Raw genomic sequence first — 22,416 nt, 5'->3', positions numbered from 1 at the left:
ATGAACGAGGTTTCACGACGGGGATTCGTAGGATCGGCACTCGCCGGCATGGCCGCCCTCACGGCGTCGAACGCGGGCGCGCAGCAAGCGGCCGGACAGGCTCCAGCGGAGCCCAAGCCCTTCCGCGAGCCCTTCGTCTACCACTTCAAGATCGGCGATGCGGACGCCTGGTCGATCAGCGACTGCGACCTCGGCCTTGGCGAAGGCCTCGACCTGATGTGGCCGCAGGAGGACCGCCCGAAGATGAAGGAGGAAATGGTCCGCCACGGCGAACGCATGGGCCCCCTACCCCTCTATGTGAACATCCTGGTGGTGAAGGCGGGCAATGACGTCCTGCTCTTCGACGCCGGCTTCGGCAAGGGCAGCAATCCCAAGATGGGCTGGCTCCAGGAAGGCCTCGCCGCCGTGGGCATCTCACCGGATCAAGTGACCGCAGGCTTCCTCAGCCACGCGCACGCCGACCACCTCAATGGTTTCGTCAACCAGGGCAAGCCCGCCTTCCCGAATGCCGTGGTCTATTTGTTAGAGGAAGAGCTCGCGTTCTGGCGCTCGCCGGAGCCGGACTTCTCCAAGAGCAAGCGCAACAAGGGCGCCATCCCGGGCATGATCAAGGAGGTGCGCCAGAACTTCGATATCCTGCAGGAAAAGCTCCGCCCCGTGAAGGGCACCACCGAAGTGCTCGGCGGACTTGTCCGCATCGAACCCGCTCCGGGACACACCGACGGCCACGCCTGTTTCCGCATCCGTTCCGGCAATGACGAGCTGCTCCACCTCATGGATCTCGCACACCATCACCTGCTGATGTTCGCCGATCCGAATTGGACCATCGCCTTCGACCATGACCCGGTGGTCGCGGTCGAGACGCGGAAGAAGTATTGGAACGAGGCAGTCGAGAAGCACACCCGCTGCATGGGCTTCCACCTCCCCTGGCCGGGCCTCGGACACATCGTGACCGAGCGCGATGGCTACCGCTGGGCAATCGAAGCGTGGCGCTGGAGTTGATGGCCCACTGGGAGCGCGGAGTTCATTCCGCCTGGATAGTAGGTTCACCGGCCTTGTACAACCGAATGAATCCAGATCTCCCAGCGACCTGAAGAACCGCTCACTTCCCAGCCTTCACCTTCTCCCGGTCTCCTGAAGGCAAGCCTTGGACCCATTTTCCCGCGGCATCGGGATCATACCGATTCCACGTCGTTGTTAGAAGCTGGATCGCCTTATCCCGCGGCTCGCCGGGCGGCAAGGTGAGCACCCACTGGCTGGCGGCCAGAGGATCCTCCTGCACCCATCTCGCGGCATGGAGCGCGGCTTGCGTCCATGGGGTGTCCTCGGTCACCGGCTTCTCCGAGCTGGCTACTGAGACACCTTCCGCCAGCAAATAGCGGATCGCTTCCCCGCTCATGGCACGGCTCGCTTCTACATCTGAAACGTACTCCTGCCCGCCGACAATGACCTTCGCCGCATGCCGCTTCTTCTCCTCAGGGAGCGCTTTGAAATCTGCGATCATCGATGCTTCGGTTTCGCTGTTCCAATTTGCCAATGACTGCATGAATATAAATTGCGACCCTCCTTGCTCGGCCGCTTGTTCCATCCAACTTCCCTGAGCTTTAGGCGGAACTTCGGCACTTTCCGCCACCCCCGCGGCTTCATTGGCGGGCGGCACCATCATCGATTCCGCCAGCTGGCGTAGCTCGAATGATTTCAGATTGGCCAGCATCCCCGCCATCTGAGTCGGATCGCTGCCGGGATGAAAGAGGGAACCTAGCACCGACTTCCGTTGCTCCTCTGTTAGATCCGCCTCATGCAGTGATCCCAGCACTCGTTCCGGCGAAGAGTAGACCGCCATTCTCATCGCCTGAGCCCGGATCGTCCGCGCCTGTTCAGCAGTAAATCCAAGTCCCTCGATGTCCGCATCCACCCAGCGAGGATCATTCACAAAGGCCGCCGCATTCTCCACCATCGACGCCTTCCATGCCGGCGGAAAGTCCGCGACCGCATCCAGGACCCGCAGGCTGAAACCTTCCATGTTCTGGCGAGCGGTCTCCATCAACTTCCAGCCATCCGGCATCTCCGCTAGCCTTGCGACCTCACCCGGGAAGTCCTTCTGCAACCGGGCGGCAACGATAGCCCCCTGCACCTTGCCGCGCCACTCCACCGGCAGATCGCCGAGATGCGCCTCTAAGAGTGACGAATCCGCTTTCCCGATAATCGCGGCGAGTCGATCCACTGGCCAATAATTGAAGTTCGGATCCGCTCCTCCCGTCTTCGCAAGCTCTAACAGGCGATTCGTCGCGAAACCGGGATTTAGATTCGAAGCAGTTGCCCACAGCTGCAGCTCCAGCATCGGATCCGGATGTTTCCGGAAAAAGTCGAGCATCCGCTCCGGATCCGTCCGCGCCCATTCCACAAGCACGTCCCTGCCATCCTTCTCATGCTTCATGCCCCAGGCCACATAGCCTTCCGGATCGTCCCGCTTCCAGCGTTCCTTCGCGAGCAAGGTGAAGACTTTCCTCTCATAGCCATCGCCTGCGGCAAACCATCCGCGTTCAAGCCAGCGCCTCAACTCCGACACGGGGAGCGAATTCACCAGATCGATGGTCTCGCGCATGCGTTCGCCGGGGTCCTTCGTTTGCCGGATCTTCTCCATCCGCCGTTGTACGGCCTCGGGCGGACCATAGCGCTTGGAGCGTGCATCATCACGCGAATGGGTCTTTGAGGAAGCAGTGGCAGCCAGTGACTCCGGTCCTGACTTGGCCGGCACCCGCATCGATGAAATACCCGCCAGGGCCACGAATGCCAGAACGGCGGCGGCATGGGTCGAAGTGATTCTCCCGCTCATGGTTCCGGACTGGTGGGGAGTTTTTTTCTCAAGGTCTCGACTTCCGCTGCCGGCAGCCCCGAGCCTTTCAGCCACTCCGCCGCAGCCGCTGGATCGCCTTCAACCCAGCTGGTGAAGGTGCTCGCTGTGTAGTGCGCACGATGGGAGCCCTGGATGCGGGAGATCGTGCTCAATGCCCCGGCAAAGTCACCCCTCTCCTGGCTCTCCATGAGCAGCGGATACAAAGCCGCATCATGAACATTTTCGTCGGACTGCCCGTCGGCCCATGTGCTCAAGCCTTGGGGATCCATCTTCGACCAATCGTCGAGAAGGCGGCTGAATGTAGAGGATCTCGTGCTATTGTCATTGCCCGCCACCGCGAGATCGAGCACCCGCCCCGGATCGATCTCCATGAGCGCCTTGGCAAATGCCGGTCCTTGATTCGGCGTGCCACCGTAAGAAGCGCTACCGCCCGGATGATGGATAGTGATGCTGGTATCGAAAGCATCCGGGCATGTATCGAACATCCGCTTCGCCAGTTCAAACGCACGCTCCGGGTCGGTTGACGCCAGCATTTTTCCCGCTTCCCCCAGTCGATCCACCGCCAAGGCTGGCGCCTTTGTCGTCATCGCCTCTTGGATTGCGCCTTCGGGATCAGTGCTGAGGCGACTGCGAAACAGTGAGTCTTCCATCTTTCGCTTCAAGGCACCTTCCGGAGTGGTTCGAAGCAGTGCTTCGATGACCTCCGGGTGCTCTTCGCCAGCAAGGCGGATGAATTCGTCCCGCTGCTCCCTCGCCTGTCTGCCATTTCCCGATTCCGCCAGGTATTCGACCCAATCGTATGCAGCCCATGGATCATCACGGATCGCAACGGCGAAACTGTCCGGCCGGAAACCATAGCCGTGCTTGGCAAGGAACCGGAGAGTTGCCCCGGGATCATCACCCTCATTCCCGGTATTTGCTTCCAAAGCGATCTTCCGCGCCTCCTCCGGCAGGTCGTCCAAATGCTGCCTCAGCCACGAGGCCTGATAGATGCCAAGCGCTCTCGCGACGTCCTCGACAGACCTTTTTCCATCGGCCAGTGCCGCGTCAAAAGCTGCCTGAGGATCCAGCGCAGTCCATGCCCGCCACGCTTGATATTCCTCATGGTCACGCTTGGCAGCCGCCATCGCCGCCAAGGGATCGTGACGCATCCAATGATAGAGAATCAGTTCGCTGATCTCAAACCGGCCGGTTCCCATTCCTCCATCCACCGCCATCAATGCGTTCGACGGCCTCAAGTCTTCCTCGGTCAACGTGGACCGGTAATGATCCCAGAACGCCGAGATATCCTCCGGTGAAGCATCGATCAACCAAAGCGCGAGGCGCGCATGAAGGTCACCGCCACGCAGAGGTTTCAAGGTTTCAAGAGTATCGGTCGAACGAAGCGGCGTCATCGACGGCGGCGGCACGGTGGCTTCGAGCGGTGGCTTTCGTGCAACGGCGCGCTCGGAAGCAGGAGATGGAAGCTCGGCCGTTGAGCCTGCTGCCACTGGCGTGTCCTCCCTGATGATGGCTCCGGTGGCCCATCCCGCGATGGCTGTAGCTGAGATGAGCAGAAGTGATCGCGGAGTCATGGAATAGCACGACGCTGGGGGTCTGGCAGAAAGTGTCAAGGAGGCGCTGGAGCACGGGAATGCCCAGCCGCAGGAGCCACGACATTCCTGTCATGGAACGGTCACGCCACTCTTCCTATTCGATGGAAAAGTGCTCCCCTCGCTACTTCCCCTCACAGCGCCTTCACCGCGTCCCAGAGTCGCTCGGTGATGTGCTGGTAGCCGTGCTTGCCCTTTGCCGAGTTCAACTCCGCTTCGGTCAGCCGGATTGGCGGGCCGATGTGCAGGGAGATCTGGCTGAAGCGAACGCGACCGGACCCGCGTGGCAAGGCCTCGCGCGCGCCGCGGATTCGGATCGGCTGGATGACCGCATTCGACTTCACCGCGATCAGGCCGACGCCCGGCTGCGGTGGGCCGAAGTTGCCGTCGAGGCTCCGTTCCCCTTCCGGGAAAATGAGGACACGACGGCCATTCGAAAGCAGCTTGATGATGGTCTTCAGGCTCGTCATGTCCGGCCGGTCCTGGTCCACTGGGATGGAATTCCACGCAAGGTAGATCCACTTCAGCATCGGCCCCGTCATCAGCGTCTTGCGCGCGAGATAAAACATCTCGTCGTGATACAGCGTGCCGATGAGCGGCGGGTCCAGGAAGCTCTCATGATTCGCGACAATGAGCACCGCACCATCTGTAACGAGGTGTTCGCGTCCGACGACTTTCAGGCCGAAGAGCGAGCGGTAGGCACTGCCGAAGAGATTCCAACCAAGCCAGTAGATCCAGCGCATGAGATGAGGGGTGTCAGGCAGGCATCGCGAAGCCCTGGCCACGGAGAATTTCCAAAGCAGCCGCCACGCCGGTTTCGATCGTGTGGCCGGAGGTATCGAGAATGGCAGCGCCCTCGGCGATTTTCAGCGGAGCGGTTTCGCGGCGGCTGTCAGCGCGGTCACGCGCAGCGACGCTATCGACTTCGCCGACTTCCTCGCGACGCGCCTCGCGGACATTCGGGTCCGCATCCATGTAGATCTTGTACGGCGTCTCCGGGAACACCACGCTGCCGATGTCGCGGCCTTCCATGACCACGTCACCGAGCTTCAAGTAGTCGCGCTGGAGCGAGACAAGGCACTCGCGGACTTCCGGAATGGCGGAGACTGCGGAGACGTGGCTGTTGACCTCCTCGCTGCGGAGTTCTTCACCCGGATCGATGCCATCTACCCTGACCGTGGAAACATGACCATCCACGCCGCATTCGATCTCCATGTCGCGAAGCGCTTGAACGACAGCCGCACGGTCATTCGGGTCGATGCCACGCTGGAGCACCTTCCATGTCACGGCACGATACATGGAACCGGAGTTGACCATGATCAGCCCGAGCTTCTGCGACAGGATACGGGCCAGCGTGCTCTTGCCAGAAGCAGCAGGTCCGTCGATGGCGATGGCGCGGTGGAGGATCATGCGGGAACAGGAACGGGAACGGTCGGCAGGTCGTAGTCTGCCAGATCCTTGCTCTCGGCGAGGACGGCGGCAAGTTGCTTGGCGAAACCGGGATACGAGGTGTTCACGCAGGCGGTATTGCGGATCACCGTCTCACCGCTGGCAAAAAGGCCGGCGATGGCGAAGGCCATGGCAATGCGGTGGTCGCCGTGGCTCTCGATGGTCGCCGCATGCAGCGGTGCGCCACCGGTGATCTCCATGCCATCCTCGAATTCCTCGATCTGGCCACCCATCGCGCGCAGGCCTTCGACGACCGTGGTAATGCGGTCGGTCTCCTTCACTCGGAGTTCCTTGGCATTCCGGATGATGGTCTTGCCCTCGGCCATCGCAGCGGCGACGGCGATGACCGGGATCTCGTCGATGAGATTCGGGATCTCGGCGCGGAGCAATTCGGTGCCCTTGAGCTGTGATCCGCGAATCTCGACATCGCCGATCGGCTCGCCGTCATCGGTGGAAAGCACGGTCCGGGTAATCTGGGCGCCCATGCGCTCGATCACATCGAGCACGGCGATGCGGGTCGGATTGAGTCCGACGTTCTTGATGACGAGGCGCGAGCCCGGCAGGGCAGCTGCAGCCACCACCCAGAAGGCAGCGCTGGAAATGTCCCCCGGCACACGGAAGTCGCGCGCCTGCGGAACCTGACCGCCTTCGATCGAGATGGCATTGCCCTCTGTGACGATCTTCACGCCGAAGGACTCAAGCATTCGCTCGGTGTGGTCGCGTGTATCCGCCGGCTGGACCGCTGTGGTCACGCCTTCGCAGAACATGCCCGCGAGCAGCACCGCGCTCTTCACCTGAGCACTGGCGACCGGCAGCTCGTAGCGAATCGGATGCAGCTGGGCACCGTGGATCTTGAGCGGCGCGCAGCCCGGCTTCTCGCCGAGGCAATCGATCTTCGCGCCCATCTCGCCGAGCGGCACCGTGATACGGCCCATCGGACGACCGGAAAGCGATTCATCGCCAAAAAGCTCGGTCTCAAAGGACTGGCCCGCAAAAAGCCCCGCCAGCAAACGCATGCCAGTGCCGGAGTTCCCGCAATCGATCGGCTTCGTCGGCGCGCTCAGCTTCATGCTGCGGCCATGGATGCGCATCGAGGTCGGGCCGAAGCCCGGCATTTCCTCCAGCACCTCCACCTCCACTCCGCAAGCCTGCATGGCGCCGAGAGTGTTCAGGCAATCCTCGCTGGGCAGGAAATTGCGGACCGTGGACACGCCATCGGCGAGGCCGGCAATCATCGCCGCGCGATGGGACATGCTCTTGTCGCCGGGCACCGGAAAGGCGGCATCCAGCGTGCGGATCGATTTAACTCGGAACTCGCTCATGGAAAAGGATTTCAGTCGCGGCGGAGGGAAGCGTCTCGGGCAGCCTTCGCGCCTTCCAACCAACGGCGGAGCGCTTCATGGTCGCCTGCTTCAAGCATGGCAAGCATTTCACTCATCTCGCGGATACCGTGACTCAAGACACCTCGCAGGGCATCGCGATTTTCCATCACGATCTCCGACCACATCGCAGGATCGCCACCCGCCACGCGGGTGGTATCTCGCAGGCCGCCGCCGCCGAAATTGCCATGGGCCGGATCTTCCAGGGCGACCCTGGCAGTCGCCGCGGCGACCAGATGCGGGAAATGGCTGATCCGCGCGACAAGCGCATCGTGCCCGGCAGCATCCAGCCAGGAAACCCGGCAACCCAGGGCTTCCCAAAAGCGCTGGAGCTTTCCGGCCCAAGGATCACCCACCCGACCATCATCGGTGAGCAAACAGGCGGCTCCCTTGAAAAGCTCCACGTCCGCCGCACCAATCCCGGTCTGCTCGGAGCCCGCCATCGGGTGACTGCCGATGAATTTCCCGCCAATGCGCTCAAGGATCGGCTGCAGGAGCCGGTGCGGGGCGGCCTTCACGCTGCCGACGTCGGTGATCAGTGCCTCGCGGGACAGGCCCGCTGTCTGCGCAGCCAAAAGCACCGTGGCCATGGCCCCCACCGGCGTCGAAAGGACCACGAGATCCGCCCCCTTTACCGCTTCCGCCATCTCGACGGTAGCACCTTGGATGCCCCTATCACGGGCCGTTGCGACGGTTTCCGCCCGGCGAGCCCAAAGGGCTACCGAAGTTTCGGGGAAATGACGGGCCAGCGCCAGTGCGAGCGAGCCGCCGAGCAGCCCGCCGCCAAGGATGGCGACCTTCTCAAACTCCATTGGGTTGGCTGGGAATGAAGAAGCCGGGCCCGAACGGGACCGGCTCCTCGAAATCATGCGTGGGAAATTCGGCCGGGTCTCAGGGCACTCGGAAGTGCTTCTTCTCGGAGGCCGGATAGGTCGGATCAGCGACGAGGCGACCGCTTGGGATGCCTTTCACGTCGATGACCTTGTTATTGAAGGGGCTGAAGACCATGCCGGGCTTGCCGGGAACGGGGCGGGCCACCGGGATCTCCTTCTGCGGAGCCGCCGGTTTCTCCGGAGCGCTACCTCCGTCGCCATTGGAGCCTTCGCCCTTTGGCTGTTCCGTGATCGCGCCACTCTCGCCTTCCGGCTTCGTGTCGCGGTCGGGCGTCTGGTTGGCCTCGTCCTTTTTCTTCTGCTCTTCCCGCTGCTGGCGGATCTTCTCCTGCTCCTCCGGAGTCGGTGCCTTGCGGCCGGACGGATCCGTCGGAGCTTCCGGCGGGGGCTCAACGTAGGGCGTGCAAGAGGCCGCAAGCAAAACCGCTGCGGCGGCCGGAAGAATCAGTCGGAGATTCATGGATCGATCGTGAGAGGAAAAGCTTCACGGAACTCATTTGGAGACCACCGGGAAGGCCGCAAGAATGCTTCGCCACCACCACCCCGTCAAGCCGGGGCCTTTGCGGGAGCTTGCAAATCGCTCAAATCCCGTCGATGCCTCGCGCGCATCCGCTTCATTCGCACCCGACACGATGTCATCCTCTTTCGACGATTGCCTGCGCCCCTACGGAACGATTCTCAAGACGCTCTCCCCGGGCATTTACCGGGCAGCGCTCCCTAACGGCAAGGCGGTAGTAGCCCATCTCTCCAGGGAACTCGCCGAGAATCCGCCGGAAATCCCCGACGGCGCGACCGTGCTGCTGGAAATCAGTCCCTTCGATCTGGATCGGGCCCGGATCGCGAAGGTCGAGTAGGCCGCTAGGACCCTGGAGAGCGCCGGTGTCCGGGCCGGCCAAATGACCCCTTACTGCCAACGAACAATTCGGCAGGGATCCAACTTCTCGCACGCCCACGGAAATCCCCGCGACACGGAAGCTATCGGTTGGCCTGAAGACCGCCATCCCTAGGCAGCCACTCCCTCTCCAGCCACCTGACAATCAACCCATCCGGGCAAAAATGAAGCGGCCCGATCGATAAGACTCCGGAAAAACCCAAAAACCGGAAGACTCTTCAATCGGGCCGCCTACTATTGTCGCGACAAGGCGAGAATAACCGAAAAACCGACCCCGTCAACACCTTTCTGAAATTTCTTTTCTAACAAATCCGAAACACCCGATCGGGGCATCGTTACAGCGAGCTTTCCCCTTGGCCGATTCGCCACCCTTCCCTTAGGAACTCCCCCGCATGCCGCAACCCAAGACCGACAAGCTCCTCGCCGCCAACCGCGGTGAAATCGCCATCCGCATTTTCCGCGCCGCGAACGAACTCGGACTGCGCACCGTCTCGATGTTCGCCGAGGAGGACCGCTTTTCCCGCCATCGCTTCAAAGCGGACGAAGCCTACCAACTCGACAAGGACAAGGGCCCGGTCGGTGCCTACCTCGATGTCGAAGGCATCGTCGCCATGGCGAAGTCGAAGGGCGTGACGCTCGTTCACCCGGGCTACGGATTCCTTTCGGAGAATGCCGCCTTTGCCCGTGCCTGCGCGCGTGAGGGCATGACCTTCGTCGGACCCTCGCCGGAATTGCTGGAAAGCATGGGCGACAAGACCGCGGCCCGCGAGCTGGCAGCCCGGTTCAATGTCCCCACCCTGCCCGGCACCGAGGAACCGATCAGCGATACTGACAAAGCTCTGAAGGTCGCCAAAGACATCGGCTTCCCGCTCATCATCAAGGCGGCCTTTGGGGGTGGCGGACGCGGCATGCGCGTCGTCGAGAAGCCGGAGCAACTCGCCGGCCTCCTCGCCGAGGCCCAGGGCGAAGCCGAGAAGGCCTTCGGCAACCCCGCCGTTTTCCTTGAACGCTACATCTCCCGCGCCAAGCACATCGAGGTGCAGATCCTAGGGGACCAGCACGGCAACGTGGTCCATCTCCACGAGCGCGACTGCTCCGTGCAGCGTCGCTATCAGAAGGTCGTCGAGATCGCCCCCTCGGTGGAGCTCGATCCGATCGTCCGCAAGGAACTTTGCGATGCCGCTGTGGCCTTGGCCAAGGGCATCGGCTACAACAACGCGGGCACCGTCGAGTTCCTCTACGACATGGTGAAGGGCGACTGGTTCTTCATCGAGATGAACCCGCGCATCCAAGTGGAGCACACCGTCACCGAGTGCGTCACCGGCATCGACCTCGTGCGCTCGCAGATCCTCGTCGCGAAGGGCTTCTCGCTCTTCTCGCCTGAGATCGCCATCCCGCAGCAGGATGAGATCCCCTGCAATGGCTACGCCATCCAGTGCCGCATCACCACGGAAGATCCCGAGCGCGGCTTCGCACCGGACTACGGCCGCATTCTCAATTACCGCTCGGCCGCAGGCTTCGGCATCCGTCTCGACGCGGGCTCCGGTGATGCGGGCTCGATCATCACCCCCTTCTACGACTCGATGCTGGTGAAGCTCACCGCCATGGGTCGTGACTTCGAGACCGCCTGCGTCCGCATGGACCGCGCCCTGCGCGAGTTCCGCATCCGCGGCGTGAAGACGAACATCCCGTTCCTCGAAAACGTCATCAATGACGACACCTTCCGCAGCGGCCAGGCCCACACCAAGCTGATCGATACCAAGCCCGAGCTGCTCAAGTTCAAGCCAAAGCGCGACCGCGCCACCAAGCTGCTCACCTACCTCTCGGACATCACCGTCAATGGCAACGCCACCGCCAAGGGCTGGAAGCCGGAGAAGCCGATCCTCAATCCGCGAGTCCCCCATCCCGCCGCCAAGTCTTTCCAAGGCAGCCGCGACATCCTGTTAGAGAAAGGGCCCGACGCCTTCTCGAAGTGGATCCTCGAGCAGAAGCAACTGCTCATCACCGACACCTCGATGCGCGACGCCCACCAGTCGCTCATCGCCACCCGAATGCGCACGCATGATATGCTGCGCATCGCCGACGCCTACGCAGCCGGCACACCCGACCTCTTCTCACTCGAAATGTGGGGCGGTGCCACCTTCGACACCGCGATGCGCTTCCTCAAGGAGTGCCCGTGGGAGCGCCTCCGCAGACTGCGTGAGAAAATCCCCGGAATCCTCTTCCAGATGCTCTTCCGCGGCTCGAACGCCGTCGGCTATTCGAACTACCCGGACAATGTCGTCGCTGGCTTCGTGAAGCACTCGGCCGATGCGGGCATGGACATCTTCCGCATCTTCGACTCGCTCAATTACCTGCCGAACATGCAGGTCGCCATGGAAGCTGTGCGCGATCACGGCAAGGCACTCTGCGAAGCCGCCATTTGCTACACCGGCGACATCCTCGATCCGAAGCGCGACAAGTTCTCGCTGAAATACTACGTAGCCAAGGCCAAGGAAGTCGAGAAGATGGGCGCACACATCCTTGCCATCAAGGACATGGCCGGTCTCTGCAAGCCGCAGGCCGCCTACAACCTGGTCGCCGCGCTGAAGCAGGAAATCGGCATCCCGATCCACTTCCACACCCACGACACCTCCGGCCTCAATGCCGCCTCCGTCATCGCCGCGGCCCGTGCAGGTGTGGACATCGCGGACCTCGCCATGGCCTCGCTGTCCGGCTCGACCTCTCAGCCGAACCTGAACTCGGTCTGCGCCGCGCTCGCCAATTCCGACCGCGATCCCGGCCTCAATGCCGACACACTCAACGAGCTTTCCGATTACTGGGAAGAAGTGCTCGCTCAATACAAGCCCTTCGACTCCGCCCCCCGCGCAGGCACCGCTGAGGTCTACGAACACGAGATGCCCGGCGGCCAGTACACGAACCTCCGCGAGCAGGCGAATGCCATGGGCCTCGGCCACCGCTGGCGCGAGATCGCCCGCACCTATGCCGACGTGAACCAACTCTTCGGCGACATCGTGAAGGTCACGCCGTCCTCGAAGGTCGTCGGCGACATGGCGATGTTCCTCATCACCCGCGGCATCAAGGCGGCCGACGTGCCGAAGCTCAAGCCCGGCTCGATCGACTGGCCGGAGAGCGTGATCGACATGCTTGCCGGCGGCCTCGGTCAGCCGGACGGCGGTTGGCCGGAAGATGTGCAGAAGGTCGTGCTCGGCAACAAGCCCTCCACCACCCAGCGCCCCGGCGACCTCGCCGAACCCGTCGACCTCGAAGCCACCCGCACCGCCGTCGCCAAGAAGATCGGCCGCCAGGTTGACGACGATGACCTCTACTCGCACCTGATGTATCCCGGCGTCTTCGCCGACTTCATCGAGTTCCGCCGCAAGTACGATGACCTTAGTGGACTCGCCACCCCGGCCTTCTTCTACGGCATGCACGTCAGCGAGGAAGTCGAGGTCGAGATCGATCCTGGCAAGACGCTCTTCGTCAAACTGGTCTCGATCGGCGATGCAGATGCCGACGGCAAGCGCACCCTCTTCTACGAGCTCAACGGCATGCCCCGCGAAAGCGTGGTCGTCGACAAGTCACGCGTTAGCACCGGCTCCAAGGCCGCACGGGCCAAGGGCGACCCATCCGACACCGCCCAAGCCTGCGCCCCCATGCCCGGCATGGTCACCGAGATCGCCGTGTCCCCCGGCCAAGAGGTCAAGGAAGGCGACAAGCTCGTCGTCCTCGAAGCCATGAAGATGCTCACCACCGTCAGCGCGTCACAGGATGGCGTGATCAAGGAAGTCTTCGTCCAGAAGGGCGAGCAGGTTGACAGCGATGACCTACTGGTGAGGCTGGCCTGACGATCGGCTCCGTTCTTCGGCCCCGCTTGGGAGGATTATCGCCTCCCGGCGGGCATGCTGTAGTGCGAATGCCTCCATCCAAGCGGCACCCCGATTTGGATTCAGGCTCGCGGCCCGCTACGGTCATTGTGGGGCTTCGGCGAGCTAACCTCATTCTCTTCTCCTCGATCCCGAAGTTGCCTCATTCGCTCGGCCTCCTCGATTCTTGCTGCAAGGAACTCATCCGAGGGATTGTGGAATATTGCAAAGCAAGCCACAGCCCGGTCGGCTTCAGCGACACCTTCGGCAAATCGCTTCTGCGCTGCCAAAATCCGGGATAAGACCATGTGGTATGATCCTAGGTTCTCCAACTTTGGATGCTCTTCCCGCGAGTAAACTTCCAATGCGTTTCGTGCAGCGTCCTCCGCGACAGGGTAGTCGCAAACTTTGCCAAGTAAGATTGAAAGGTAGTTCCACGCATTCACGATGCGTTCTGTTCCTCCATGCAGGATAGAGGCGTGAATAATCTCCCGCTGAATGGGGATCATCTCCTGAATCTTGCCTTGCAGCTTCAACTCGGAACGCTTCGCGCAAAGCTCATTTAGTTTCGCGTATATGTCCAAAATTCGCTGGCCACCGTGTTGATGGCGAGCACTTGGTAAGGAAGACGGAGTGACGCTTCAAGGTGGAATCCAGCTCCGTCGGCTTGCGTTTAACGAGCATCCACTCTCGAATCCCCGAGTGAAGCTGGACCGCCTGCTCGCAAAGCACGAGTCAATGGGACGAAACCGCGCCCGGGCTCGGATCCTCGCCGGTCAGGTGCGTCTGGATGGGGTTGAAACGCGACGTTTCGATCATGAGGTAGACCGCTTCACTCGGGTGGAATTGGAAGAGGTCGTCATTCAAATTCCGGAGCGTCAGCTTCACGTGATGCTTCACAAGCCGGTCGGCGTGGTGAGCGCGACATCAGACGCAGAGCATCCCACGGTGATCGACCTCATTGATGATCCGGACCGCGCCACTCTGCACTTGGTCGGCCGCTTGGACCGGAATACCTCGGGCATGGTGCTACTGACGAACGACGGGCGCTGGTCCAAGGTCTTGATGGATCCCGCGAAGAAGGTGCCGAAGGTTTATCGCGTCCAGACACGCGACCCAATCCCGCCCGAGGCAGTCGCAGCCTTTGCCGAAGGCTTCTACTTCCACACGGAGAACCTCGTGACCAAACCGGCTAAACTTGAAATCATTGGCGAGCGGGAAGCCCGGTTGACCCTCCACGAGGGCCGCTATCACCAGATCAAGCGGATGTTCCACCGCATCGACAACCGGGTGACCGGCTTGCACCGCGAGCAAATCGGGACACTGGCACTCTCCGCAGACCTCGGTCCCGGCGAGTGGCGGCTTCTGAGCAAGGAGGAAGCCGCTGCCTGCGCCAGCATCCCTTGAGTCCTTGCCTCCCGGCACGGTTCGCGCTTGGGTGGTAAGCGTGGTTCACGTCGTCCAACATCCCCTCGTCCAAGCCGAATTGACCGGCCTCCGCTGCCGCAATTGCCCCGGCCCCGAATTCCGCCAGCGACTGCGCCGGATCGCCTCCCTGATGGTCCCCGCAGTCACCGCCGACTTTGAGACGAAGGTCGTCCCCTGCGAAACCCCTCTCGAAATGACCAGTGGCGTGGAAATGACCCGCCGGATCATCCTGACCCCCATCCTCCGCGCCGGCCTCGGCTTCCTCGATGGCTTCTTCGATCTCCTCCCGAATGCCGCCATCGCCCACATCGGCCTCGCGCGGAACGAGGAGACTCTTCAACCGGAGCCCTACTATTTGAAAACCCCGCCGATTCTCGCAGACAGCGAGGTGATCGTGATCGATCCCATGCTCGCGACCGGCGGCTCGGCGGTGGAAGCCGTGAAACGGCTCGTCGAGCTGGGCGCCACCCACATCCGCTACGCCTGCCTAGTGGCCGCTCCGGAAGGCATCGCCACCTTCGAAGCCGCTTGGCCGGACGTGCCGGTTTTCACCGCCGCGATCGACCGCGGACTCAATGATCGCGGCTACATTTTGCCCGGATTGGGCGACGCTGGTGATAGATTGTTCGGAACTGCGTAATAATTCCGCCAAAACCCCGGATTTTCCCATTGCCATCCGCGCGAGAGGTTCCTAGTTTCCGCGCCCCGCGACCAAGCAACCCGCGAATTTTCCCATGTCGAAGCACAATAGTCTCAAGGCCAAGGGCGGCGCCGAAGGCAAGCGTTCCGTGATGAAGCGTTTTGAACGCGTTAAGCTCATGAAGGAGCGCGGTGTCTGGAAGGAAGGCCGTAGCCCCATCGGTCTGCCCAAGACCAAGGGCGAGGGCTGAAGCCTTGCCTCTCCCGGATTTCCCGCAGATGCGCAGTGCCCGCAAGGCGCTGCGCTTTTCGCGTTTCTGGAGCTTGCACAGCGCGGCGCCCGATCCCTCAATCACTCCATTTCCCACACTCCTCTGACGCATGCCTGAAGGCACCCGACTGAACAAATTCCTCGCCTCCTGCGGAGTCGGCTCGCGCCGCGCCTGCGACGCCATGGTCCAGGACGGCCGCGTCGAGATCAATGGCAAGCCCTGTCTCAATCCCGCCCAGCGCGTGGAGCCCGGCGACTTCGTCCGGGTCGATGGCAAGCGCGTGCAGGAAAAGGAGACGAACACCGTGATGTTCTACAAGCCGCGCGGCTACGTCTGCTCGCGCGAGGACGAGCTCGGCCGCGACACGATCTTCACCATCCTGCCGCCCATCCTGAAGCACCTCCACCACGTCGGCCGCCTCGACCGCGACTCGGAAGGCTTGCTCATCCTCACCAACGACGGAGATCTCTCGCAGGCGCTGATGCACCCGTCGAAGCTGGTGGAGAAGGAGTATCTAGTCACTTCCAACCAACCCGTGCTCAACGAGCACCTCGACCTCTTCAAGAGCGGCATCTACGTCGAAAAGGTGCGGATGAGGGCAAAGGAAGTCACCCGACTTTCCTCCCGCCGCTACCGCATCGTGCTGGAGACCGGCCTGAAGCGCCAGATCCGCATGATGTTCAAGGCACTCGGCTACCAGGTCCAGAAGCTGGTGCGCGTGCGCATCGGCATGGTCGAACTCGGCGACTTGCCGGAAGGCGCATGGCTCCCGATCGACGAGAAGACCATCGCTCTCCTGCAGAAGAACCCGAAGCCGCGCGCCGACCGCCGACCAGAGGCAAAAACAGCGAAGAAAGCGGCAAAGAAAACCGCTAGGAAAGGTGCTCCAGCCGGTCCCAAGCCACCCAAGAAGCCTTCCCGCCGCAGCCTAACAGACGACTCCCGTCCGCCATCTGCCCGTGGCTTCGGAAAGAAGGCGGCGAAGCGCGCGCCAAGACAGAAGTAAGGGCCGGTAGTCTCCACATTCCGTAGGCGCATTGGTGACCACCAGAGCAGCCCGCTTCATGGACGGCTCCGTGGCGCACCGGCACCTTGGCGTTCTGGTGGCGTATCTTCTTCCACCTATCAAACGCCGCTCCTCCCCTACCCCGAAAAAGTCGGGAAAGCGGGTATCGAAGCGCAAGTTTTGAGTCGCCCCCTGCGAAATGCGCCTTGTAGCTTCCCGCAGTCCGGCAACCCGACTCGCGCCGGTCACCCAAGGCACCATGAGCAACAAGATCGAAAGCCACCTCGTCGAAGACCGCGTCTTCAAACCCACCAAGGAGTTCTCGGCCAAAGCCCGCATTTCCAGCATGGCTCAGTACAAGAAGCTGTGGCAGGAGTCGGTGGATAAGCCTGAGACATTCTGGGCCCGTGAAGCCAAGGAGCTCGAGTGGCGCGCGAAGTGGACCAAGGTGCTCGATTGGAAAGCTCCGGACGCGAAGTGGTTCGTGGGCGGCAAGCTCAACGTCTGCGAAAATTGCGTCGACCGCCACGCCAAGGGCTCCCGCCGAAACAAGGCGGCCATCATTTTCGAAGGCGAGCCCGGCGACCGCCAGGTGCTCACCTACGCCCAGCTTCACCGCGAGGTCTGCCGCTTCGCCAATGTGCTGCTCTCGAAGGGCGTGAAGTCCAAGGATCGCGTGTTGGTTTACATGCCGATGATCCCCGAGGCGGCCATCGCCATGCTCGCCTGCGCCCGCATCGGTGCGGTGCACTCGGTGGTCTTCGGCGGCTTCTCGTCCGAGTCCATCGTCGACCGCCTGGAAGACTCCGGCGCGACCCACGTGGTCACCGCCGACGGTGGCTGGCGCCGTGGCAAGATCGTCCCGCTCAAGGAAAACGTCGATGAAGCGCTGAAGAAGTACAACGCCATCAAGTCCATCGTCGTCTTCAAGCGCACCGGCCAGGACATCGCCATGAAGGACGGCCGCGACACGTGGTGGCACGATGAGGTCGCCAAGGTCTCTGCCAAGCACGAGGCCAAGGCCTTCGACTCGGAGCACCCGCTCTTCATCCTCTACACCTCCGGCTCGACCGGAAAGCCAAAGGGCATCCTCCACACCAGCGGCGGCTACCTCACCGGCACCTACGTGACCTGCAAGTACGTCTTCGATATGCAGGATGACGACGTCTACTGGTGCACCGCCGATGTCGGCTGGATCACTGGCCACAGCTACATCGTCTACGGCCCGCTCGCGATGGGCGTGACCCAGGTCATGTATGAGGGTGCCCCGAACCAACCCGACTTCGGCCGCTTCTGGCAGATGATCGAGGAATACGGTGTCTCGATTTTCTATACCGCGCCGACCGCCATCCGCGCCTTCATCAAGGCTGGCGATCATTTCCCGAAGAAGCACGATCTCTCCTCCCTCCGCCTTCTCGGCTCCGTCGGCGAGCCGATCAATCCGGAAGCCTGGATGTGGTATCACGAAAAGATCGGCGGCGGCCGCTGCCCGATCGTCGATACCTGGTGGCAGACCGAGACCGGCGCCATCATGATCACCCCGCTCCCTGGCTGTACGCCGACTAAACCTGGCACCGCTACCTTGCCGTTCTTCGGCGTGGACGCTGCCATCCTCGACGAGACCGGCCAGGAGTGTAAGGCGAACGAAGGTGGCCGCCTTGTGATCCGGAAACCATGGCCGTCCATGACCCGCGCCATTTACGGCGACAAGGCCCGCTACAAGAAGACCTACTGGTCTGACTACAAGGGCATGTACACCGCCGGCGACGGTGCCCGCCGCGACAAGCAGGGCAATTTCTGGATCGTCGGCCGCCTCGATGACGTCCTCAACGTTTCCGGCCACCGCCTTGGCACCGCCGAGGTCGAGAGTGCGCTGGTCGGCCACCCGGCAGTCGCCGAGTCCGCGGTCGTCGGCCGCCCTGACGATTTGAAGGGCCAGGCAGTTGTCGCTTTCGTCACCTTGAAAGCCGGGATCACCGAGACCCCCGCGTTGCAAAAAGAGCTCCGCGAGCACGTCGGAAAAGTAATTGGCGCGATCGCCAAGCCGGATGACCTCCATTTTGCCCCTGCCTTGCCCAAAACCCGCTCCGGAAAGATCATGCGCCGCCTGCTGAAAGAGCTCGTGACGACCGGAACGGTCAGTGGGAACACCACGACGCTTGAAGATTTCTCAGTCATCGCCAATCTTCAGGAAAGGATCGCTGGTGCCAAATAACGGATGACGACCACCCGCTACATTTTCGCTCGGATTGCCCAAGCCTTTGGCGTGAACCGCCGCCAGCGCCGCATGTCGGAAGCTGCTTCGGAAATGCACCTGCTGCGCGAGGCGGAGCAGGTGCTCGGGCAATCCGTGTGGGAGCGGGTCGAAGAGGTCGAGGAACTCGGCGTCGAATACTGGAACCTCCGCAAGCTCATCAAGGAGCGCGAGGAAATCCGCAGCAAGCTTTCCGATTGCGAGGCCGTCCTTGCCGACGCCCACGAGCAGCGCTCCAGCCTCCTCAATGCCAAGTCCGACTCGCAACTCGAGCTTGAAGAGAAGCGCGGCGGCCTGCTCGCGGACTTGGAGAAGCTCGCAAAGGATCGTGACTCGGTGATTCAACAGGCCCGCGAAATCCGCCGGGTCTACGATGGTCTCAAGATGAAAGCGGAGGTCCTTCAACGCGAGGGAACCAGTGAATCGATCGAGAAAACCCGCAGCCGGATGACCGAGCTCAAGACTCGCTTCACGGATCTGAAAACCGATCGCGACCGGATCGCTTCCAGCATCGCGGAAGGTGACGCACTGGTCGACATCATCGATAACCAGCTTTCCGAAGAGCGCCAGAAGCACCGCGCCGAGGCGTCCGTTGCCTTCCAGCAGATCGGCCAGGCGAACCGCGACATCTCCGCGCTCAAGGCCCAGCAGGGCTTGATCGATACCCAGATGCGCCAGCTCTACAGCGAAATCGGCCGCCACGTCAGCCGGAATGCTTTCGTCAACGAGCAGTGCAAGCAGGCAGCCAAGGGCCACATCCCGATGATCGATGTGATGCGCGCCCTGCGGAAGTCGGTGGCGATGAACCACCGTTTGGCAGGGATGTAGGCAGACACCGGCGGTCCTGCATTATCGTCCTGCTTTCAAGCCATTCAGGATGATCCCGATGGCCGTGTGAGCCTCCTCGTCCGTGGGACAGTTCTGCATCAGCATCAGCGGATGATGAAACGCCATGGTCGCCTGCATGAAAGCTCGCGCAGCTGCTTTGGCATCCAGTTCGCGGGAGAATTCTCCCCGCGCGATGCCATCCGCGATCATGCCTTCGAGTTGGGAATGCAGGGTCGCCACGTGCTCGTCCGCGACGGCCCGCATCTGCATGGCGATCCCGTGGTAGACGCGAAATAACTCCGGATCATCCAACACCTTGCGACGCTTGGCAGCGCGGAGGGTATGAAACCAAGCCTCAAGCCGCTCTGACGCAGACCGCTCGCTCTCGTTGGCGATCTTCTGCAGCGGCGAAGAAACCGCCTGCAGCCAGCGAACGGCAACCGCGTCCAGGATCGCCTTTTTGCTCGGGAAGTGCCGGTAGATGTTGCCGTGGCTCATCTCCATCAGGCGGGCGATGTCCACCACGTTCGCTTTCTCCGCGCCATGGCGGCGCAGCATGACCTCGGCAGCGTCGAGAATGCGTTCAGGCAGGGGCAGTTCGTCGGACATGAATGGTTCCGAGGTGAGAATGCACCGAAACCCGGGCAAAACCAGCAAGGAAGAGACAAATGACAAATTTCATATTTTGTCATTTGACGGAACATTCAAGGAGCCTTACCCCTCTTGCACCATGAATTCCCCTGACCCCACTTCGTCCACAGCTTCACCCCTTCTCGGAGGGAACTTCACCTTCCCGAATACTACGCTGACCGTCCATCGCGTCGGCTACGGGGCCATGCAGCTCGCTGGACCCGGAGTCTTCGGTCCGCCCCGCGATCATCAGGCCGCCCTCGCCGTGCTCAGGCGCGCCGTGGAGTTGGGCGTGAACCACATCGACACCTCTGACTTCTACGGCCCGCACGTCACCAACAAGCTGATCCGCGAGGCGCTCCATCCCTACCCGGAGAATCTCGTGATCGTCACGAAAGTCGGCTGCGAACGTCCTGCCGATGGCTCATGGCAGATGGCGCGCTCCCGCGAGCAATTGATCGAGCAAGTCCACGGCAACCTCCGCAATCTCGGCGTCGACGCACTCGACATCGTCAACATGCGCATGGGCGGACTTGAGGCTCCGAAGGATGATCCGCTCGAAGAACAGATCGCGGCGTTGGCGGACCTCAAGCAGCAAGGCCTGATCAAGCACATCGGCCTCAGTCACGTCACGCCATGGCAGTTGCAGCAGGCCCAGACGATGACCGAGATCGTCTGCGTCCAGAACCTCTACAATCTGGTCAATCGTGCCGACCACGCCTTCATCGACAGCTTGGCCGCGCAAAACATCGCCTACGTGCCCTACTTCCCCTTGGGCGGATTCTCCCCCATCCAGTCCTCGGGGCTGAACAAGATTGCGGAATCGCTCGGTGCCACGCCGATGCAGGTGGCACTCGCCTGGCTGCTGCACCGGTCGCCAAACATCCTGCTCATCCCTGGCACCTCCTCCGTGGCGCACTTGGAAGAAAACCTCGCGGCAGCTGAGATTGACCTCTCAGCAAAGACCTTGGCCGAGCTGGAAGCGATCGCCCAAGGATAGAGCGATCGCCTTGCGCGGGGCTTACCCCAGCCGCTCCAGCAGCTTCTTGTGGATCCCTCCGAAGCCGCCGTTGCTGAGCACCGCCACCACGTCGCCGGGCTGTGCCTCGTTGGTGACGGTATCGACGATCTCGTCCACCGTATGGATGTAACGGCCGTTCCCGCCGTGCGCGAGGATGTCGATCACTAGTTGGTCGGGATTGAGCCGGTCATTCTCGGGAAACTTGTGGAGATCTGGAATCTCGGAGATCACGGCTTCGTCCGCCAAGGCAAGCGCCTCGGCGAGCTCCTTTTGGAAAACGGCGCGGCGCGTGGTGTTAGAGCGTGGTTCGAAGAGGATCCACAGCTTGCTGCCATTGTAGCGCTGGCGCAGGCTGCCCACGGCATACTTGATCGCGGTCGGGTGATGGGCGAAGTCGTCGATCACCTTCACCCCGCCGGCCTCGCCGCGAAGTTCCTGACGACGGGCAACGCCATCGAAGCTCTCCAACCCGGTGCGAACTTGATCGGGTGTTAGGCCGGCGAACAAAGCCGCCGCAGTCGCCATGGCCGCGTTGCGGATATTGAACTCGCCCGTCATGCGCAGCGAGTAGCGCTCGCCGCCGAGGGTGAAGGAACTACGATCCGCCTCGTAGGTCACGTCCGTGATTCGCGTGTCATTGCCCTCGCCGAGGCCCACGGTCTTCACCGGGCAAGGCGCCTTCTCCGCCACCTCACAGCAATTCGGATCATCGCCATTGATAATCGCGCAGCCCGTGCGCGGCACCACATTGAGCAGCCGGCGGAAGGTCAGCTTGATCTCGTCCAAACAGGAGTAGATGTCGGCGTGGTCGAACTCGATGTTGTTCACCACTGCCACTTCCGGAAGGTAGTGGAGGAACTTCGAGCGCTTGTCGAAGAAGGCGGTGTCGTATTCATCGCCCTCCAGCACGTTGAACTCGGAGCTCGTGAAATTCGCGCCGCGGCCGAGATTCTTCGGCAGGCCACCGATCATCCAACCGGGATCTTTTCCCGCCGAAATGAACAGCCACGCAAGCATCGAGCTGGTGGTCGTCTTGCCGTGGGTGCCGCTCACCACGTAGTTCCGCTTCCCGCGCAGGAAGTGCTCCTTCATCACCTCCGGCAGGGACTGATAGAGCAGCTTGCGGGACAGCGCGGCCTCGGCCTCCTCGTTGCCGCGGCTGATGGCATTGCCGATCACGATCACGTCTGCATTCGCCGGCAAGTTCTCCGCGCGATAGCCCTCGGTGATCTCAATCCCCTCGCCACGAAGGAAGTCGGACATCGGCGGATAGACGTTCGTGTCGGAGCCGGTGACTGTGAATCCCTTGCGCTTCATCGCAACTGCCACGGCGCCCATCGCCGTCCCGCAGACGCCGGTAAAATGGAAATGCTTCTTTTCAGACATGAAAGGGTTTCTTCAAATGTTCGG

At 61.9% G+C, this 22,416-nt stretch carries 20 protein-coding genes; 10 read left to right on the top strand and 10 right to left on the bottom strand.

The window, feature by feature from the left end; all coding sequences use genetic code 11:
- Nucleotides 1–1,002, top strand: coding sequence for an MBL fold metallo-hydrolase (locus WKV53_RS06855; RefSeq protein WP_341403644.1), 1,002 nt, complete (start codon nt 1–3; stop codon nt 1,000–1,002).
- A gap of 100 nt (nt 1,003–1,102) precedes the next feature.
- On the opposite strand, the gene WKV53_RS06850 is transcribed toward WKV53_RS06855, so the two are convergent.
- The 7 genes from WKV53_RS06850 to WKV53_RS06820 form a co-directional block, all read right to left on the bottom strand.
- Nucleotides 1,103–2,836, bottom strand: a complete 1,734-nt coding sequence (locus WKV53_RS06850) for a hypothetical protein (protein ID WP_341403643.1) — start codon at nt 2,834–2,836, stop codon at nt 1,103–1,105.
- On the bottom strand, nt 2,833–4,431 hold the full coding sequence (locus WKV53_RS06845; RefSeq protein WP_341403642.1) for a hypothetical protein: 1,599 nt from the start codon (nt 4,429–4,431) through the stop codon (nt 2,833–2,835). Before WKV53_RS06845 ends, WKV53_RS06850 begins: the two co-directional genes overlap by 4 nt.
- A gap of 152 nt (nt 4,432–4,583) precedes the next feature.
- Entirely contained in the window at nt 4,584–5,192 is a 609-nt protein-coding gene (locus WKV53_RS06840) for a lysophospholipid acyltransferase family protein (protein WP_341403640.1), read from the bottom strand.
- Nucleotides 5,193–5,205: 13 nt separating this feature from the next.
- On the bottom strand, nt 5,206–5,859 hold the full coding sequence (gene cmk / locus WKV53_RS06835; RefSeq protein ID WP_341403639.1) for a (d)CMP kinase: 654 nt from the start codon (nt 5,857–5,859) through the stop codon (nt 5,206–5,208).
- Nucleotides 5,856–7,220: a 3-phosphoshikimate 1-carboxyvinyltransferase gene (gene aroA / locus WKV53_RS06830; RefSeq protein ID WP_341403637.1), complete on the bottom strand. Its 1,365-nt coding sequence runs from the start codon at nt 7,218–7,220 to the stop codon at nt 5,856–5,858. Before aroA ends, cmk begins: the two co-directional genes overlap by 4 nt.
- Nucleotides 7,221–7,231: 11 nt before the next feature.
- Nucleotides 7,232–8,089 carry a prephenate dehydrogenase gene (locus WKV53_RS06825; RefSeq protein ID WP_341403636.1) on the bottom strand — a complete coding sequence of 286 codons (858 nt, stop codon included), beginning with the start codon at nt 8,087–8,089 and terminating at the stop codon, nt 7,232–7,234.
- Between the two features lie 79 nt (nt 8,090–8,168).
- Nucleotides 8,169–8,630, bottom strand: coding sequence for a hypothetical protein (locus WKV53_RS06820; protein WP_341403634.1), 462 nt, complete (start codon nt 8,628–8,630; stop codon nt 8,169–8,171).
- Nucleotides 8,631–8,802: 172 nt separating this feature from the next.
- Between WKV53_RS06820 and WKV53_RS06815 the strand changes: the two genes are divergently transcribed.
- Together WKV53_RS06815 and WKV53_RS06810 are read left to right on the top strand one after the other, a co-directional pair.
- Nucleotides 8,803–9,024, top strand: a complete 222-nt coding sequence (locus WKV53_RS06815; protein ID WP_341403633.1) for a S1 domain-containing protein — start codon at nt 8,803–8,805, stop codon at nt 9,022–9,024.
- 430 nt (nt 9,025–9,454) lie between these two features.
- Nucleotides 9,455–12,910 carry a pyruvate carboxylase gene (locus tag WKV53_RS06810; protein ID WP_341403632.1) on the top strand — a complete coding sequence of 1,152 codons (3,456 nt, stop codon included), beginning with the start codon at nt 9,455–9,457 and terminating at the stop codon, nt 12,908–12,910.
- Nucleotides 12,911–13,011: 101 nt separating this feature from the next.
- On the opposite strand, the gene WKV53_RS06805 is transcribed toward WKV53_RS06810, so the two are convergent.
- On the bottom strand, nt 13,012–13,464 hold the full coding sequence (locus tag WKV53_RS06805; RefSeq protein WP_341403631.1) for a hypothetical protein: 453 nt from the start codon (nt 13,462–13,464) through the stop codon (nt 13,012–13,014).
- A 166-nt stretch (nt 13,465–13,630) separates the two neighbouring features.
- Here WKV53_RS06805 and WKV53_RS06800 point away from each other — a divergent pair, with 166 nt between their 5' ends.
- The 6 genes from WKV53_RS06800 (at nt 13,631) to WKV53_RS06775 (ending at nt 19,355) form a co-directional block, all read left to right on the top strand.
- A complete protein-coding gene (locus WKV53_RS06800) occupies nt 13,631–14,335 on the top strand; it encodes a pseudouridine synthase (protein ID WP_341403630.1) in 705 nt (234 codons plus the stop codon).
- 4 nt (nt 14,336–14,339) lie between these two features.
- Entirely contained in the window at nt 14,340–14,996 is a 657-nt protein-coding gene (upp, locus tag WKV53_RS06795; RefSeq protein WP_341403628.1) for a uracil phosphoribosyltransferase, read from the top strand.
- Between the two features lie 94 nt (nt 14,997–15,090).
- Nucleotides 15,091–15,246: a small basic protein gene (locus WKV53_RS06790; RefSeq protein ID WP_341403627.1), complete on the top strand. Its 156-nt coding sequence runs from the start codon at nt 15,091–15,093 to the stop codon at nt 15,244–15,246.
- A 130-nt stretch (nt 15,247–15,376) separates the two neighbouring features.
- A complete protein-coding gene (locus tag WKV53_RS06785; RefSeq protein ID WP_341403625.1) occupies nt 15,377–16,273 on the top strand; it encodes a pseudouridine synthase in 897 nt (298 codons plus the stop codon).
- Between the two features lie 259 nt (nt 16,274–16,532).
- Entirely contained in the window at nt 16,533–18,488 is a 1,956-nt protein-coding gene (gene acs, locus WKV53_RS06780) for an acetate--CoA ligase (RefSeq protein WP_345789644.1), read from the top strand.
- A 3-nt stretch (nt 18,489–18,491) separates the two neighbouring features.
- The gene (locus tag WKV53_RS06775; RefSeq protein ID WP_341403623.1) at nt 18,492–19,355 is read left to right on the top strand and encodes a coiled-coil domain-containing protein; all 864 of its coding nucleotides are present in this window, start codon (nt 18,492–18,494) and stop codon (nt 19,353–19,355) included.
- 21 nt (nt 19,356–19,376) lie between these two features.
- Here WKV53_RS06775 and WKV53_RS06770 read toward each other — a convergent pair whose 3' ends face one another.
- Nucleotides 19,377–19,964, bottom strand: coding sequence for a TetR/AcrR family transcriptional regulator (locus WKV53_RS06770; protein WP_341403622.1), 588 nt, complete (start codon nt 19,962–19,964; stop codon nt 19,377–19,379).
- Nucleotides 19,965–20,085: 121 nt separating this feature from the next.
- Between WKV53_RS06770 and WKV53_RS06765 the strand changes: the two genes are divergently transcribed.
- Nucleotides 20,086–20,985, top strand: a complete 900-nt coding sequence (locus WKV53_RS06765) for an oxidoreductase (protein ID WP_341403620.1) — start codon at nt 20,086–20,088, stop codon at nt 20,983–20,985.
- Between the two features lie 21 nt (nt 20,986–21,006).
- Here WKV53_RS06765 and mpl read toward each other — a convergent pair whose 3' ends face one another.
- Complete coding sequence (gene mpl / locus WKV53_RS06760) at nt 21,007–22,392, bottom strand: UDP-N-acetylmuramate:L-alanyl-gamma-D-glutamyl-meso-diaminopimelate ligase (protein ID WP_341403619.1); 1,386 nt, start codon at nt 22,390–22,392, stop codon at nt 21,007–21,009.
- Between the last annotated feature and the right edge of the window lie 24 nt (nt 22,393–22,416).

Origin of the sequence: Luteolibacter sp. Y139 (assembly GCF_038066715.1) — a bacterium.
GTDB classification, from domain to species: domain Bacteria; phylum Verrucomicrobiota; class Verrucomicrobiia; order Verrucomicrobiales; family Akkermansiaceae; genus Haloferula; species Haloferula soli.
This window is presented reverse-complemented; position numbering and strand designations above follow the sequence as displayed.

What these genes read in the sequence shown, in the direction of transcription:
- WKV53_RS06850 (WP_341403643.1), bottom strand. Translation starts at nt 2,836, where the DNA reads ATGAGCGGGAGAATCACTTCGACCCATGCCGCCGCCGTTCTGGCATTC.
- WKV53_RS06825 (WP_341403636.1), bottom strand. Translation starts at nt 8,089, where the DNA reads ATGGAGTTTGAGAAGGTCGCCATCCTTGGCGGCGGGCTGCTCGGCGGC.
- WKV53_RS06770 (WP_341403622.1), bottom strand. Translation starts at nt 19,964, where the DNA reads ATGTCCGACGAACTGCCCCTGCCTGAACGCATTCTCGACGCTGCCGAG.
- acs (WP_345789644.1), top strand. Translation starts at nt 16,533, where the DNA reads ATGAGCAACAAGATCGAAAGCCACCTCGTCGAAGACCGCGTCTTCAAA.
- cmk (WP_341403639.1), bottom strand. Translation starts at nt 5,859, where the DNA reads ATGATCCTCCACCGCGCCATCGCCATCGACGGACCTGCTGCTTCTGGC.
- aroA (WP_341403637.1), bottom strand. Translation starts at nt 7,220, where the DNA reads ATGAGCGAGTTCCGAGTTAAATCGATCCGCACGCTGGATGCCGCCTTT.
- WKV53_RS06820 (WP_341403634.1), bottom strand. Translation starts at nt 8,630, where the DNA reads ATGAATCTCCGACTGATTCTTCCGGCCGCCGCAGCGGTTTTGCTTGCG.
- WKV53_RS06845 (WP_341403642.1), bottom strand. Translation starts at nt 4,431, where the DNA reads ATGACTCCGCGATCACTTCTGCTCATCTCAGCTACAGCCATCGCGGGA.
- WKV53_RS06790 (WP_341403627.1), top strand. Translation starts at nt 15,091, where the DNA reads ATGTCGAAGCACAATAGTCTCAAGGCCAAGGGCGGCGCCGAAGGCAAG.
- WKV53_RS06815 (WP_341403633.1), top strand. Translation starts at nt 8,803, where the DNA reads ATGTCATCCTCTTTCGACGATTGCCTGCGCCCCTACGGAACGATTCTC.
- WKV53_RS06765 (WP_341403620.1), top strand. Translation starts at nt 20,086, where the DNA reads ATGAATTCCCCTGACCCCACTTCGTCCACAGCTTCACCCCTTCTCGGA.
- mpl (WP_341403619.1), bottom strand. Translation starts at nt 22,392, where the DNA reads ATGTCTGAAAAGAAGCATTTCCATTTTACCGGCGTCTGCGGGACGGCG.
- WKV53_RS06840 (WP_341403640.1), bottom strand. Translation starts at nt 5,192, where the DNA reads ATGCGCTGGATCTACTGGCTTGGTTGGAATCTCTTCGGCAGTGCCTAC.
- WKV53_RS06785 (WP_341403625.1), top strand. Translation starts at nt 15,377, where the DNA reads ATGCCTGAAGGCACCCGACTGAACAAATTCCTCGCCTCCTGCGGAGTC.
- WKV53_RS06855 (WP_341403644.1), top strand. Translation starts at nt 1, where the DNA reads ATGAACGAGGTTTCACGACGGGGATTCGTAGGATCGGCACTCGCCGGC.
- WKV53_RS06810 (WP_341403632.1), top strand. Translation starts at nt 9,455, where the DNA reads ATGCCGCAACCCAAGACCGACAAGCTCCTCGCCGCCAACCGCGGTGAA.
- WKV53_RS06775 (WP_341403623.1), top strand. Translation starts at nt 18,492, where the DNA reads ATGACGACCACCCGCTACATTTTCGCTCGGATTGCCCAAGCCTTTGGC.